A 13678-nucleotide genomic window follows, 5' to 3' on the forward strand; every position below is an offset into this window, starting at 1 on the left:
GCTTTCAAAGCAACTTGCAACCCGGATTTCGGAGTGTATATTGTGAACGAGCTAGCATACTTGATTGTAACGCTACCAGTTACTTTCATTGGGGTATACAGGGGGATGTGTGCTGAGTCTCGGAAAGAGCAAGCAGGGACTGCTGGGCGTGGATGTCAGCTCCGCTGCCGTGAAGGTGCTGGAGCTGGCTCGGCAAGGTAAGGGCTACCGGGTCGAGGCCTTTGCGGTGGAGCCGTTGCCGGATGGTGTGATGGTGGACAAGGTCTGCCAGGACACCGAGGCCGTGGGGAGCGCGCTCGCCCGCGCGGTGAAACGCTCCGGCACCAAGCTCAAGCACTGTGCGATGGCCGTGCCGTCCTCGGCGGTGATCACCAAGACCATCCAGATGTCGGCCACGCTCAGCGACACCGAGCTCGAGGGCCAGGTCTTCGTCGAGGCCGATCAGTACATCCCCTACACCCTGGAAGAGGTCAATCTCGACTTCCAGGTCCTCGGCAAGAACGAAAAGAATCCCCAGTTGGTCGACGTCCTGGTCGTCGCCTCGCGGCGCGAGAACGTCGATTCGCGCGTGGCGATCGCCGAATCCGCCAAGCTCACCCCCGAACTGGTGGACGTCGAGGCCTACGCGATCGAGCACGCCTCCGAGCGCCTGGTCGAGCAGATCCCCGATCGCGAGAACAAGCCCATCGTTGCGATCGTCGACGTCGGCTCCTCGGTGACAGCGGTGTATGTCGTCAGCCAGACCGAGGGCGTGATCTATACCCGCGAGCAGAATTTTGGCGGACGCATGCTGACCGAGGAGATCATGCGCCGCTACAGCATGAACTATCAGGAGGCGGGCTCCGCCAAGATGAGTGGCGACCTTCCGGCCGACTACGTCAGCAATATCCTCGAACCGTTCAAGCAGACGATGATGGATCAGATCCAGCGTCTGCTGCAGTACTTCTACGTGACCCGTCCGCAGGATTCGATCGACCACATCCTGCTGGGTGGCGGCTGTGCCGCGATCGCGGGTGTTGACGAGATGCTCGAGGAGAGCTCCGGGACCCCGGTATCGGTCGCCAACCCATTCCGGGGCATGGCGCTGTCGCGCCGAGTGAACCAGCAGCGCTTCGCCAATGATGCCCCCGCGCTGCTTACGGCCTGCGGCCTGGCTATGCGGGGGTACGCGTCATGATCTACATCAATCTCCTCCCGTGGCGCGAGAAGGCCCGTGAACAGCGGCGCAAACAGTTCTTCGGCGCGGTAGGTGGCGCGGTCGTGGTCGGAGTGCTGCTGGCGTTCGGTGCGCACACCTACATGAATGCCCTGATCGATCACCAGCAGTCGCGTAACCAGATGCTGGAGAGCGAGATCCGCGAGCTGGACCGCAAGATTGCCCGCATCCGCGATCTGGACGAGCAGCGTCAGGCCCTGATCGCGCGCATGGAAGTGATCCAGACCCTGCAGGCGCGTCGCCCGGAGGCCGTGCACCTGTTCGATCAGCTGGTCGAGACGTTGCCGGACGGCACCTACCTCAACGAGGTTCGACAGGAAGGCGAGCGTATTCGCCTGACGGGGCGCGCCGAATCCAACACCCGGATCTCGACGCTGATGCGCCGCATCGATGGCTCGCCCTGGCTGGCCGATTCCAACCTGCAGATTATCGAGACGCGTGAAGACGGCAGCCTGCAGGTGCGTGACTTCCGCCTCGACGCCAATCAGACGCGGCCTTCGGATGTCGAGGAGGATTCCTGATGAATATCAAGGAACTCAACGAGATCGACTTCAATAACATTGGCGAGGCGTCCTGGGCCGTAAAGGTACTGATCCTGGTCGTGATCGTGCTGGTCATCCTGGGTCTGTCCTATTACTTCTTCATCGGCGATCAGCGCACCGACCTGGAACGCGCCGAGAATCGCGAGCAGCAGTTGCGAGTCGAGTTCGAGGACAAGCAGCAGCGCGCCGCGAATCTCGAGGCCTACGAGGAACAGCTCGAAGAGATGGAACGCATGTTCGCCTCGTTGCTGGAGCTTTTGCCGAGCAGTGCCGAGATTCCCAGCTTGCTGGTGGATATCTCGCAGACCGGCTTGCAGGCCGGGCTCGAGATCGAGCTCTTCGAACCGCGTGGCGAGAACCGGCGGGATTTCTACGCCGAGGTGCCGATCCGTCTGCGGGTACGTGGCGACTACGAGGAACTGGCGGAGTTCGTCAGCGGCACCTCGGCGCTGCCGCGTGTCGTGACCATGCATGACATGCACATTCGTCGGGGCAATTCCGATGACGACCTTCTGATGGACGCCACCGCCCGTACCTACCGCTACCTGGAGGACCACTGATGCGGAACCCTGCACAGCGATCCCTGGGAGCGGCCTTTGCGCTTGGCCTGCTGGCTACGTTCGGATTGTCGGGTTGCGCACCGGACAAGAGCGATCTGGAGCGTTACATCGCGGAGATCAATGAGCGCCCGGGCAGCGGTATAGACCCGATCCCGACGCTGGAGCCGCACGAGCCCTACCTGTATCCGGGTCACACCCGCTCCCCGTTCGACTCCTCCGTGATTGCGCAACCCGAGCTGGCCGTGGCCCAGGGCGAGCCCGGCGATGCCGAGGTCGACCCGGATCGCCCGCGCGAATTCCTCGAGAGCTTCCCTCTGGATTCCTTGCGCATGGTGGGATCGCTGGAGCAGGACGAGGTGCGTTATGCCCTGGTGCGTACCCCCGATCGGGGTATTCAGCGCGTGACGGTTGGCAATTACATGGGCGAAAACCACGGTCGTATCGTCGAGATCACTGCCACTCGGGTGAAGCTGGTCGAGGTGGTTCCGGATGCCTTCGGCGGGTACGTGGAACGCGAAAACTCCGTGGCGCTGGCCGACTAGCGGTTGGGGGAGCAGAACAATGATGAAGCGAATGGGCCGCAAGACCGGCAACAACTACAGGGGATTACACATGGGTTCTTCCATGCGCGCGCTGGCGGGCACCGTGATGGCGGCTTTGCTGTTCATGGTTTCGCAGGGGGTGGCGGCGACCGAACTGGAAGAGATTCGGGCGGCCAGCATTAGCGGTGACCGGGTGCAGGTGAATCTGCGCTTTTCCGGCACTCCGCCCGAAGATGTCCGGGCCTTCGCCATCGACTCCCCGCCGCGGATCGCACTGGATCTCCCGGATGCCGGCAATGCGCTGCGCAGCCGCGAGACGGACCTCAACGTGGGGCCCCTGCTGACCGCTACAGCGGTCGAGTCCGGTGATCGTACGCGCGTGGTGCTGAACCTGACCCAGCCCTCCGAGTATCAGACCCGGGTCGAAGGCAACAACCTGATTCTGACCCTCGGCCGCGGGGTCTCCGAGGCCGACAGCGATGTACAGCAGGTGGTCGATCGTGCCGGCGAGCCCTCCGAACGGGCGACGCGCAGTGCGCGCCCGGTCGAGATTACCGGCATCGATTTTCGTCGCGGTTCCGAGGGCGAAGGCCGGGTCGAGATCGACCTGTCGCGCTCGGGGGCCGAGGTCAATGTGCGCGAGCAGGCCGGCAAGGTCGAGCTGACGTTCCCGCGCGCTCGTGTGGACGAATCCCTGGAGCGCCGCCTGGACGTGCTCGATTTCGCCACACCCGTTCGCACCATCGATACTGTGGCCGAGCGCGAGCGTGTGCGCATGGAAGTGGACGCACACGGCGAATACGAGGTCCTGTCCTATCAGAGCGACCGGCGCTTTGTGCTGGAGGTGGCGCCCATTACCGAGGCCGAACGCGAGGCCCGGCGGCGTGAGGAAGAACAGTTCGAGGGCGAGCGCCTGTCGCTGAACTTCCAGGACATCGAGGTGCGCTCGGTCCTGCAGCTGCTGGCCGACTTTACCGATCTCAACATCGTGGTCAGCGATACTGTCGGTGGCAACATCACCTTGCGCTTGAACAACGTGCCCTGGGATCAGGCGCTGGACATCATCCTGCGCTCGCGTGGTCTGGACAAGCGCATGGACGGAAACGTGCTCTACGTGGCCCCGAGCGAAGAGATTGCGGCCCGCGAGCGCCTGGAGATGGAGGCCGCGCGTGACCGCCAGGAGCTGGAGCCGCTGCGCACCGAATTCGTCCAGATCAACTTTGCTCAGGCCGAACAGATTGCCTCGCTCATTCGTGGTGACGAGACCGGCCAGTTCCTGTCCGATCGCGGCAGCATCACCATCGACAGCCGCACGAACACCCTGCTGGTACAGGACACGCAGAGTCGCATTGAGGACGTGCGCCGTCTGGTGCAGACGCTCGACGTACCGGTGCAGCAGGTGCTGATCGAGACGCGCATCGTGATCGCTGAGGATACCTTTAATCGTGAACTAGGGGCCCGCTTCGGTATCTCCGGGACGCGCGGTGATCGTCGCACGCGGGTTGGCGGTGCCGGTTCCATCGAAGGGGCGGATGCCGCCCGGGATGCGTCCACCGCCGGGGTGGGCGGTATCGCGATCGGCGACCGGCTCAACAGCTCGCTGCCGGCCAGTGGCGACGCAGGCCGGGCCGGCATCAGTCTCCTGCGCAGTGGTGTGCTGCTCGATCTCGAGCTGTCGGCCCTGCAGGTCGAGGGACGTGGCGAGATCATCTCCAGCCCGCGTGTGATTACGGCCAATGGCCAGACTGCCTCGATCAAGCAGGGTGAGGAGATCCCGTTCCAGGAGGCCACCGCCTCCGGTGCGACGTCCACCCAGTTCATCGAGGCCGTGCTCTCGACCGAGGTTACGCCGCAGATCACGCCGAATGGCAACGTGATCCTCGATATCCGGGTCACCAAGGACGAGCCCAGCCAGCGTGAGGTGCTGGGCGTGCCCGGGATCAACAAGCGCGAGGTCAACACGCAGGTGTTCGTCGGCAACGGCGAGACCGTGGTGCTGGGTGGGGTGTACGAGATTGACAGCCGTACCAACCTCGAGAAGGTGCCGTTCTTCGGGGATATCCCGTTCCTTGGCAATCTCTTCCGCAATCGCTCCACCGAGAACACCAAGGCCGAGCTGCTGATCTTTGTGACGCCGCGCGTGCTCGACTAGGGGCAATCCATTCGGCGGGTGCAAGCATCCGTCGGGGTGGCCAGAATAGCCGGGGTTTGTCCCCGGCTTTTCTTTGTTCGGCGAGGCCAGTAGCCTTGCCGCCATGCAGAATATTGTCCTGGTGGGGCCCATGGGGGCCGGCAAGAGTACGATCGGGCGCGGGTTGGCGGGGCTGTTGCGCCGTCCGTTTTTCGACACGGATCAGGAGATCCAGCGGCGTACGGGCGTGGATATCCCCACGATCTTCGAGTTCGAGGGCGAGGCAGGCTTTCGCAAGCGCGAATCGGCGATGCTGGAATCGTTGCTGGAACGTGACGGTATCGTGATCGCGACGGGTGGCGGGATCGTCGAGCGCCCGGAGAACCGCGAGCGCTTGCGCGAGCATTTCGTGATCTACCTGCGCGTCCCGGTGGATGAACAGTTCCGGCGCACGCGGCGCAATCGCAAACGCCCCCTGCTGAACGAGGTGGCAGACCCAAGGGCCAAGCTTCAGGAGCTGTTCGAGCGCCGTGATCCGCTTTATCGGGAGATTGCGAGTATGACGCTGGAGGGGCGGGGACGACGCGTACGCGATGCCGTTCGCGGGGTCTGTGATGCCCTGAAGGTCCAGCGCCCGGATCTGTGTCAGCCCCGCTCAGAGGGCTGAATTTCTCGCGCCAGGGCCGCTTGTACGTCAGTGCCGGGTGGAGCCGCCCCCATCCGGTACAAACATCCCCTGCTGCGAGGGCGGGGCACGGCGTCCGTGCGAGGCGTGGTGAAACTGGAGCCGCCAGCCATTACCACTGCGGCGCCAGGTCTGGCTGATCAGGATGGTTCCGGTGGCCGCGACATCACCGGGACGGGTAATCGCCTCCTCAATCACGACGCTCAGGCTTTCGGTCGTTTCCTGGCGCCCGACGATGCGCGGCTCGATCCCGATGTTCAGCTCGCGTGCGAATACCAGCAGCCAGCTTTCCATTACTTCGGAAACCCCGCGATGGGCCCGAGGGCTGCCCGGGTGCACGCAGACGATATCCGGACGTTCTGCCCATAACCGCATCATCCGCTCGATGTCGGCGGCACGGAAGGCCTCGTAGTAGGCCGTCAGGCATTCGTCGCTTGCCCCGCCCATCAGTGCACCCGTCCCGTATCCCAGGCCGGCGGCGGGTCCGGGTCGGGGCTGGCATGGTGCAGGCACATCCGCCAGTTCTCGCCCTCAAGGCAGTAACCATTCGTGGCCAGCATTACGCCGCGGCGTTCGCCGCTGACGTAGAGGTTTTCGCGCAGGGTGTGGATCACCAGGTTCTGCCCCGGGATGACATTGAGCTCGGTGCGATGGATCACGACGCCACGCATGTTCGGCAGGATGTCATCCCAGCTCTCGAGGATGACGTCGGTGCCGACCAGGCGCTCGCCGCCAGGGTGAATGCAGACACATCGGGGGCTGTCCAGCCAGATCCGGCGCATGACGTCGGAGTCGCCTGCCTGAAAAGCCTCGTAGAACGCCGTCTCGGCGGTTTCCGGGGAGGGGAAGGTTGCCATGCCGCCTGCCGTAATCGGGTGAGGCCACATTGTCGCAGGCTGTCGCCGGGATGTCGCGGATGACGCCGACCGTCGCGGCCCGCACAATACGCCCCGGTCGAATGACGAGAGCAACGATGGCGCGCATCCTGACAACGGGCATCGTAACCCTGGATCACACCCTGGACGTCGAGCGCTATCCGCGCGAGGACGACGAGATTCGGGCGCTGGCCAGTTCCTCTCAGCCCGGGGGCAATGCCGCGAACACGGCCCGTATCCTCGCGCAGTTCGGTCACCGCGCGGCCCTTGCGGCCGTGCTTGCGGAGGACGCATCGGGCGACTGGCTGCGTGATCGTCTCGCCGCGGGCGGCGTCGAAACTACCGCCTGTGCGCGATATCCGGGCGCGACCCCGACGTCCTGTATCCTGCGTTCGCGCGACTCGGGTAGCCGTACCATCGTGCACCACCGTGACCTGCCCGAGCTGAGTGCAGCCGATCTGCGGCGGATCGCGTGGGAGGAGTACGACTGGCTGCATTTCGAGGGACGCCAGCCGGAGACCCTGCGAACAGTCCTGCCCCGGGTCCGTGAAGCCGTGACGGACCAGCCGATCTCACTGGAACTGGAGAAGCGACGCCCGGGTCTGGAGGCGTGTCTCGAGTGGGCGGATGTCTTCATGCTGTCCCGGGACTGGGCAGCGGGGATTGCCGCACGCCCTGAAGAGGCCGCGGCCGATCTGGCCCGACGCTACCCCGGGCGCATCGTGACCGTGACAGCCGGAGCCGAGGGGGCCTGGCTCGCACAGGATGAACTACAGGTCTATTGCGCGCCGACCCCAGGTCTGAGTGTCGTCGACAGCGTGGGGGCCGGCGATACCTTCAATGCCGGGCTGATCAACGCGCTGGTCTCGGGCGAGCCCCCCGAGCAGGCGCTCGTGGCGGCCGTGCGCCTGGCGGAGCGCAAGCTCCAGCAGGCGGGATTCGATGGCCTGGCCGCCGCTGACGTCGCACGCCCTTAGAGGTAATCGTCCAGCCAGGCCTGCAGGTCTTCCTCCTCGACCTCGCCGCGATGCGTGTCGCGGATGATGCCATCGCGGTCGATCAGCACCGTGTAGGGCAGAGCGCCGATCCGGTTTCCGTACTCGCGACCGACTGCCACGGCCTCGTCCTGACCGATCAGGATCGGGAATTCGATCCCGAAGTCGTCCACGAAGTGCTGGGTCGCGCTGAGTTCATCCACGGCGACCGCGACGATGGTGAAACCGTCGTCCCGGTGTTCTTCCCAGGTCTCCTGGAACAGCGGCATCTCCTTCTTGCACGGCGGGCACCAGGTCGCCCAGAAGTTCAGCACGATCAGGTCGCCGTCCCATTCGCTCAGCTGGCGGTCGTTGCTGTCCAGGTCCGGAAGGGTAAAGTCGATACGGCGGTCACCCTGGGTCTCTTCGGCGGCGGTATCCGCCGCTTCGGCCCCGTTGGCCTCGGCCGTATCCATTTCGGGTGTGGGTTCCTCGCAGCCCGCCAGTACAAAGGCGCTGGCGGCCACGAGGGCGACCCAGCCAAACCCGTGCGAGCGATGCTTCATGGCGTTACCCCGATGGCGCTTTCCACATGGGCCAGGAAGCGATCGGCATTCAGGTAGCCAACATTACGGTAGTTGCGCAACTCGTTGCCATCGCTGTCGTAGAAGATCATCGCGGGAGGGCCGAACAGGCTGAAGTTGCGCATCAACTCGCGGTGTTCCGAGGTGTTCTCGGTTACGTCCGCCTTGAGCAGATGAACATCGGCCATCGCCCGGATCACGCGCGGGTCCTGGAAGGTGGTGCGTTCCAGGCGCACGCAGTCCACGCACCAGTCGGCGTAGAAGTCCACGAACACCGGCTGTCCGTTCTCGCGCGCGCGTTCGACCTCGCGCTCGAGGTCCTCCAGGCTGTTGATCTTGGTGAACTCCATCTCCGTCGGGCCCTGTTCGCCGGTGGTCGAGGCCACCGGCTGATTCAGGCTGGCCAGCGGCCGGAACACGTCCTTGCCGCCGGTTGCCGCGCCAATCATCAGCAGGATGCCGTAGATCAGGATCACCACGCCCAGGCCCTTCCACAGGCTGTACCAGCCCGAGGTGCCCTCCGGCAGCGAGCGCAAGGCCCCCATGTAGATCGCAGTCACGATCAGCAGGGTCGCCCACAGGAACATCGCGACCTCGCCCGGGATCACCCGTTCAAGCAGCCAGATGCCCATGGCCAGCAGGCCGACGCCAAACACCGCCTTGATCGCATCCATCCACGGACCGGCCTTCGGCAGCAGGCGGCCGGCCGAGGTGCCGATCGCCAGTAGCGGGGCGCCCATGCCCATGCTCAGGGAGAACAGGGCGATGCCGCCCAGTACCGCATCGCCGGTGTGGCTGATGTAGAGCAGGGCGCCAATCAGCGGCGCGGTTACGCACGGACCGACGATCAGGGCCGACAGGAAGCCCATGATCCCGGCGCCCATGTAGGTGCCGCCTTCCTGGCGGTTGCTGATCTGCGACAGCTTGCTCTGCACGCTGGCCGGCATCTGCAGTTCGTAGAAGCCGAACATCGACATCGCCAGCGCGATAAAGATGGTGACGAAGGTCCCAATGATCCAGGGGTTCTGGAAGGCCGCCTGCAGGTTGGCCCCAGCGAGTCCCGCGAAGACCCCGGCGATGGTGTAGGTCAGCGCCATCGCCAGCACGAACACCAGCGAGATCAGGAATGCCTTGCGTGTGGTCAGGTTCTTCTGCCCGATGATGATGTTCGACAGGATCGGGATCATCGGGAACACGCAGGGGGTGAACGTCAGCAGCAGACCGAAGCCGAAGAAGGCCAGCGCCACCAGCCAGATCTGGCCATCGGCCAGCTGGGCCGCGATGCGGTCCTGTTGGGTGACGGGTGCGGCGGTCTCGTCGTCCGCCTCTTCCGGGGCGGCCTCGGCGGTGTCGATCTCGTCCAGGGCCTCGTCGCCGGTCTCCGGGAGGGCGTCCTCGTCGACTTCGGTGGCCAGATCCGCGTCGAAGCTGACCGAGACCTCCTGCGTCAGCGGCGGGTAGCACACACCGCCGTCCCAGCAGCCCTGGTAGTCAATCGCCAGGGTGATCTCGGAGACGTCGTCCTCGTCGCGCAGCACGGGGACGAGGATCTCGACCTGATCGCGATAGATCTCCGTCTCGCCGAAGAACTCGTCCTCGTGACGTTCGCCCTCGGGCGGGTTGACCGGTCCCAGCTCGATCCCGTCGCCTTCGGCGATGCGCACGTCGAGCTGATCGCGGTAGAGGTAGTAGTCCTCGGCGATTTCGAAGCGCAGGATGACCGCGTTTTGGCTGATCGCTTCGAGAGAGGCGGCAAAGGCCTCTTCCGGCTCGAGCAGATCGCCGGCGGCGCCCACGTCGCCCGAGAGGTCGCCCATCTCGTCCAGGGCGCTGCGTTCCTCGTCGGCGGCTTCGTCTTCTGTGGCCTCTTCTTCGGCCGCCTCTTCACCGTTCTCGCCCGGCAGGCCCGGAAGCTCCAGCGAGACGGTCTGGAAATGGGGCGGATAGCACACGCCGAGGTCGGCGCAACCCTGAGAGCGCGCGGTCAGTTCGATCTCGGTGCTGTCGGCCGCGAGGATCGGAAGCTCGATGCTGACCTCGTCGCGATAGGTCTCGACCTCGCCGAAGAACTCGTCGGTCTTCTTCTCGCCATCGGGGATGTTCGGTTCGCCGAGCTCCAACCCTTCGCTCTCGGGTTCGAACTCAAACTGCTCGCGGTACATGTAGTAGCCGTCCGCGATCTCCCAGGTCAGGCGAATGGTGTCCGCGTCAATGGCCTCGGCGCTCAGGCTGAAGGCGTCATCCGGGTCCAGCAGATCATCATCGAAGATGGCATGTGCCAGCCCCGGGGTCAGCAGGAATGCGACCAGGAGGGTCGCCAGCCAGTTGCGCAGGTTCAGGAGGTGCATTGCGTTATCCAGTTCAGGTAATCCGGGGACCCGTGCGTGATCGGCACGGCAATGATCTCCGGGGTTTCATACGGGTGATGTTCCGTCAGGTGGGCCTGCAGGTCGTCGCGGGCATCGACGGAGGTTTTGATCAGCAGTGTGACTTCGGAATCGGTTTCGATATTCCCTTTCCACACATAAATTGAGCGTCCGGCCGGGAGGATGTGCACGCAGGCCGCAAGCCCGCGCTGGACCAGCTCGCCGGCCAGATTCTCCGCCTCGGCGGGGTCGTCCAGTGTGGTGAGTACCAGCCAGGCGCGCACGTTCGTGTTGTCGGGTTCCTTCTCCGGCATCATCGACTCTTGGGCATCAGGAATTTGTACGAAGTTCGATCCGGGCCGGCTGGCCGGGGCGCAGTACGGCATCATCGCCCGGCGAGAACTCGGCCTCGACCCGGTATCTCTGATCCTCGTCTTTGCCCACAAGTTCCCAGCCGATCCGATCGATTGTTCCGGAAAACTCGTGTTCGCCAACGGTGATCGTGACGTCCTGGCCCTCGCTGAGCGACCCGATACGATCCGGTGTCACCAGTGCCCGAACACGCATGGAGTCGCCGCTTCCAAGTACCGCCAGCACGGCCGGCGCCAGAGCGGGATTCACGAACTGGCCGGGGGAGACATCGATGCGCGTGATGCGGCCGCTGGCCGGGGCGCGAATTGTTGCGTCGTCGCGATCGGCGCGTGCACGGTCGCGCTGGGCGCGGGCCTCGGCCAGGCGTGCGGCGACAGTGGCCTGCTGGATGCGTGCCAGTTCCACCTCGCGCAGGGCGATCAGGGTCTGGTCGTACAGGTCCTCCGCCTTTTCGACCTCGCGATTGGCCTCGTTCAGTTCCAGTTGCAGACGTTCGATGGCGGCCTGCGCGGCACGCAGGTCGGCCTCGACCCTGCGCGTATCCAGGCGGAACAGGGCGGTGTCCTGGTCGACATGCTCACCCGGGCGGACCTCGATCGCCTCGATCTTGCCGGCCACCGGGGCCGTGATGCGGTAGGTCTGGCCCCAGTCCAGATGGCCTTCCAGCGCGCCGTTTTCCTCGGCCGCCGACCCAGCGGGAGTCAGCGCCAGAAAGGCACAGCAGGCGACGGCCGAGAGCAACAGCCGTCGGGTCGAGTTGCCCTGGTTCAGGCGATCGATGGACATCGCGTGTACTCCGTCGGGGCGTCCGTGGACGCGCTTTTGTTACTCCGTTTCCGCCACGGCCGTACCGGCCAGGCGGAAGGGGCTCAGGTCACCGCGCCCGGTGAGCAGGGCCAGGCGCTCGTACACCATGGCCAGCTCGAACTCGGTCTGGGCATTAAAATAGGCTGCGGCGCTTTGCTGAACCATCGAGTCGCCGAGATCGGCCTGGTCCTCGATGTCGTACAGGTAGCGGGCGCGGTCGATGTAGAGCTGGCGATAGTCCATGCGCCATTCGGCCTCGTCACGCTGCATCCGCAGGGCCTGGGCTTCGTGATAAAGCTCGCGCAGGCGGTTGCGCGCCTCGATTCGGGCCTGTCCCAGATCGGCCTCCGCGCGCTGGCGGGCCGCGACCGCATGCCCGACCCGGCTGTCCTGGCGGCGCCCCTCGTACAGCGGTACCTCCAGCACGAGCCCGGCGGCGAAGGGGTTGCGATCACCGCCAAACTCACGGTTCCAGTAGCCCGTCTCGGCCTCCGCATACAGGCGTGGGCGGCGCTGGGCGCGGGCCGCATCCACGCCGCGTGCGGCGGCCTCTACTTGCATGCGCTCGGCGGCAAGGGTCGGATTCGCGCTGTCGAGTTCAGCCATCAGATCGTCCAGCCCCGGGAGTTCCGGGAGATCCAGCGGCAGGGCGGGTGCCAGCACGGTACGAATGCGCTCGCCGGGGCGGTTCAGGGCCTCGGCGAGCTCGTCGCGGGCGCGGCGCTGATTCTGCAGGGCGCGCTGGCGCTGCACGCGCAGCGTCTGGTATTCCGACTCCAGGCGGAAGACCTCGATATCCGAGACCTGTCCGCGTTGTGCACGTTCTTCCGCACGCTCCTTGCTGACGAATGCGGCCGCCATGGCCTCGGTGTCGCGGGCAAAACCGAGGTCGGCGAGCAGGACGTTGAAATACCGCTCCATGACATGCAGCGAGTGGCGGGCGTGCGCCAGGATCTCCATCTCGCGGGCGGCCTCGAGGCGCTGGGTGCTGGCGGCCTCGCGCGCGTTCGACTGGCCGAAGTCGCTCAGCAGCTTGCGGGCGACGAGGGTGGCACGCGAGTCGTTGCGGCTCTGATCCGGGGCGAGGTCGTTGGGCTCGATCCAGCGAGCCTCCAGGCGCGCATTCACCGTGACGTCGCGTCCGGCCTGGGTGCTGGCGAGTTCCTGTTCGGCGATCTCGCGTTCCGCCCGCGCCCGTTGAACCTGAGGGTGGAGGGCATCGACGGCGGTCAGCGCGTTCTGCAACCGCAGTGGCTCGGGCAGTGGTTCGGGATCGATTACGCCATCCGCCGGGAGGCCCTGCGCGGCGCTGATGGCGGGCAACAGTGCGAGCGTGAATACGATGAAGGTGGCCAGAAGGGGCGCCGCGATTCGAAGCCGTGCGTGCCGGGGCACCGCATGTCCTGGATGCATCGGGGTACCTATCGTCCAGCGCGTTCGCGACGGAAACGGGTGAAATTGCCGTCTTCGTAGTGCCCCTCGGCGACGAACTCGCCCAGCAGGAGGAATTCGTCAACATCCCGGGTCGCCCCGGTGAAACGTGTGATCGGTTCGCCATCCAGGTTGAAGAACTGGAATACCGGCGTCGCACGCACCCGGAAGTCGCGGGTGGCGAAGTCCATCATCGTCTTGGTTTCGCCCTCGAAATTGACGACCTCGATGGCGCCTTCCACGTCTACGGCGAAGATGCGGAAGCGTTCCTTGTAGAACTCCTGGACCTCGGGCTGATTCAGGACCTGATTCTTCATGCGGTGGCAAAACGGGCAGTCGTCCATTTCGAAGAACAGCAAAATGCCTTTCTTGCCGGCCTCGCGGGCCTCCTCCAGCTCCTCGGGAAAATCCCCGAAGGTCGGGTCGAAGAAGTGGTGGGTTGGGTCGCGCGGGTCTTCCACGCCGGCGCTGCCCAGCCCCGGGAGCGCCAGGAGCAGGGCAGCCAGCAGGGTGGGGAACAGGGAAATGATGCGGCTTGCTCTCATGCGGCTGGGCTCCGATTCTCGGACGTCATTCACAAATCAGACGGGCAA

The 13678-nt window shown here is 65.0% G+C and carries 15 protein-coding genes; 7 read left to right on the top strand and 8 right to left on the bottom strand.

All coding sequences use genetic code 11. The features are described 5' to 3' along the window. The first annotated feature begins 109 nt into the window (after positions 1-109). From TK90_RS01330 to TK90_RS01355, 6 genes are all read left to right on the top strand, one after another. The gene (locus TK90_RS01330) at positions 110-1177 is read left to right on the top strand and encodes a pilus assembly protein PilM (RefSeq protein ID WP_012981689.1); all 1068 of its coding nucleotides are present in this window, start codon (positions 110-112) and stop codon (positions 1175-1177) included. Then, positions 1174-1737, top strand: a complete 564-nt coding sequence (locus TK90_RS01335; protein ID WP_012981690.1) for a PilN domain-containing protein — start codon at positions 1174-1176, stop codon at positions 1735-1737. The genes TK90_RS01330 and TK90_RS01335 overlap by 4 nt, the downstream gene beginning before the upstream one ends. Then, positions 1737-2318: a type 4a pilus biogenesis protein PilO gene (locus TK90_RS01340; RefSeq protein ID WP_012981691.1), complete on the top strand. Its 582-nt coding sequence runs from the start codon at positions 1737-1739 to the stop codon at positions 2316-2318. The genes TK90_RS01335 and TK90_RS01340 overlap by 1 nt, the downstream gene beginning before the upstream one ends. Next, positions 2318-2860: a pilus assembly protein PilP gene (locus tag TK90_RS01345; RefSeq protein WP_012981692.1), complete on the top strand. Its 543-nt coding sequence runs from the start codon at positions 2318-2320 to the stop codon at positions 2858-2860. The genes TK90_RS01340 and TK90_RS01345 overlap by 1 nt, the downstream gene beginning before the upstream one ends. A gap of 31 nt (positions 2861-2891) precedes the next feature. Then, on the top strand, positions 2892-5012 hold the full coding sequence (pilQ, locus tag TK90_RS01350) for a type IV pilus secretin PilQ (RefSeq protein WP_168021583.1): 2121 nt from the start codon (positions 2892-2894) through the stop codon (positions 5010-5012). Positions 5013-5115: 103 nt separating this feature from the next. Next, positions 5116-5658, top strand: coding sequence for a shikimate kinase (locus TK90_RS01355; RefSeq protein ID WP_012981694.1), 543 nt, complete (start codon positions 5116-5118; stop codon positions 5656-5658). A gap of 27 nt (positions 5659-5685) precedes the next feature. Here the strand turns inward: TK90_RS01355 and TK90_RS01360 are convergent, their stop codons facing one another. Both TK90_RS01360 and TK90_RS01365 read right to left on the bottom strand, forming a co-directional pair. Beyond that, positions 5686-6123: a nuclear transport factor 2 family protein gene (locus tag TK90_RS01360; RefSeq protein WP_012981695.1), complete on the bottom strand. Its 438-nt coding sequence runs from the start codon at positions 6121-6123 to the stop codon at positions 5686-5688. Next, the gene (locus TK90_RS01365; protein ID WP_012981696.1) at positions 6123-6533 is read right to left on the bottom strand and encodes a nuclear transport factor 2 family protein; all 411 of its coding nucleotides are present in this window, start codon (positions 6531-6533) and stop codon (positions 6123-6125) included. Before TK90_RS01365 ends, TK90_RS01360 begins: the two co-directional genes overlap by 1 nt. Positions 6534-6649: 116 nt before the next feature. Between TK90_RS01365 and TK90_RS01370 the strand changes: the two genes are divergently transcribed. Next, a complete protein-coding gene (locus tag TK90_RS01370; RefSeq protein ID WP_012981697.1) occupies positions 6650-7528 on the top strand; it encodes a carbohydrate kinase family protein in 879 nt (292 codons plus the stop codon). On the opposite strand, the gene TK90_RS01375 is transcribed toward TK90_RS01370, so the two are convergent. Genes TK90_RS01375 through TK90_RS01400 form a run of 6 tightly spaced genes read right to left on the bottom strand, consistent with a single transcriptional unit; the run spans position 7525 to position 13630 of the window. Beyond that, positions 7525-8091 carry a TlpA disulfide reductase family protein gene (locus TK90_RS01375; protein ID WP_012981698.1) on the bottom strand — a complete coding sequence of 189 codons (567 nt, stop codon included), beginning with the start codon at positions 8089-8091 and terminating at the stop codon, positions 7525-7527. The two genes, TK90_RS01370 and TK90_RS01375, sit on opposite strands and share 4 nt — an antisense overlap. After that, entirely contained in the window at positions 8088-10457 is a 2370-nt protein-coding gene (gene dsbD, locus TK90_RS01380) for a protein-disulfide reductase DsbD (protein WP_012981699.1), read from the bottom strand. Before dsbD ends, TK90_RS01375 begins: the two co-directional genes overlap by 4 nt. Beyond that, positions 10445-10792 (bottom strand): divalent-cation tolerance protein CutA, encoded by a 348-nt coding sequence (gene cutA, locus TK90_RS01385; protein WP_083767882.1) that lies wholly within the window; start codon positions 10790-10792, stop codon positions 10445-10447. Before cutA ends, dsbD begins: the two co-directional genes overlap by 13 nt. Positions 10793-10805: 13 nt before the next feature. Next, positions 10806-11633 (bottom strand): efflux RND transporter periplasmic adaptor subunit, encoded by an 828-nt coding sequence (locus tag TK90_RS01390; RefSeq protein WP_012981701.1) that lies wholly within the window; start codon positions 11631-11633, stop codon positions 10806-10808. A gap of 39 nt (positions 11634-11672) precedes the next feature. Then, positions 11673-13067 (bottom strand): TolC family protein, encoded by a 1395-nt coding sequence (locus tag TK90_RS01395; RefSeq protein WP_012981702.1) that lies wholly within the window; start codon positions 13065-13067, stop codon positions 11673-11675. Between the two features lie 8 nt (positions 13068-13075). Further along, positions 13076-13630: a thioredoxin family protein gene (locus tag TK90_RS01400; RefSeq protein ID WP_012981703.1), complete on the bottom strand. Its 555-nt coding sequence runs from the start codon at positions 13628-13630 to the stop codon at positions 13076-13078. Positions 13631-13678 lie beyond the last annotated feature (48 nt).

Source organism: Thioalkalivibrio sp. K90mix (genome assembly GCF_000025545.1).
GTDB lineage: Bacteria > Pseudomonadota > Gammaproteobacteria > Ectothiorhodospirales > Ectothiorhodospiraceae > Thioalkalivibrio.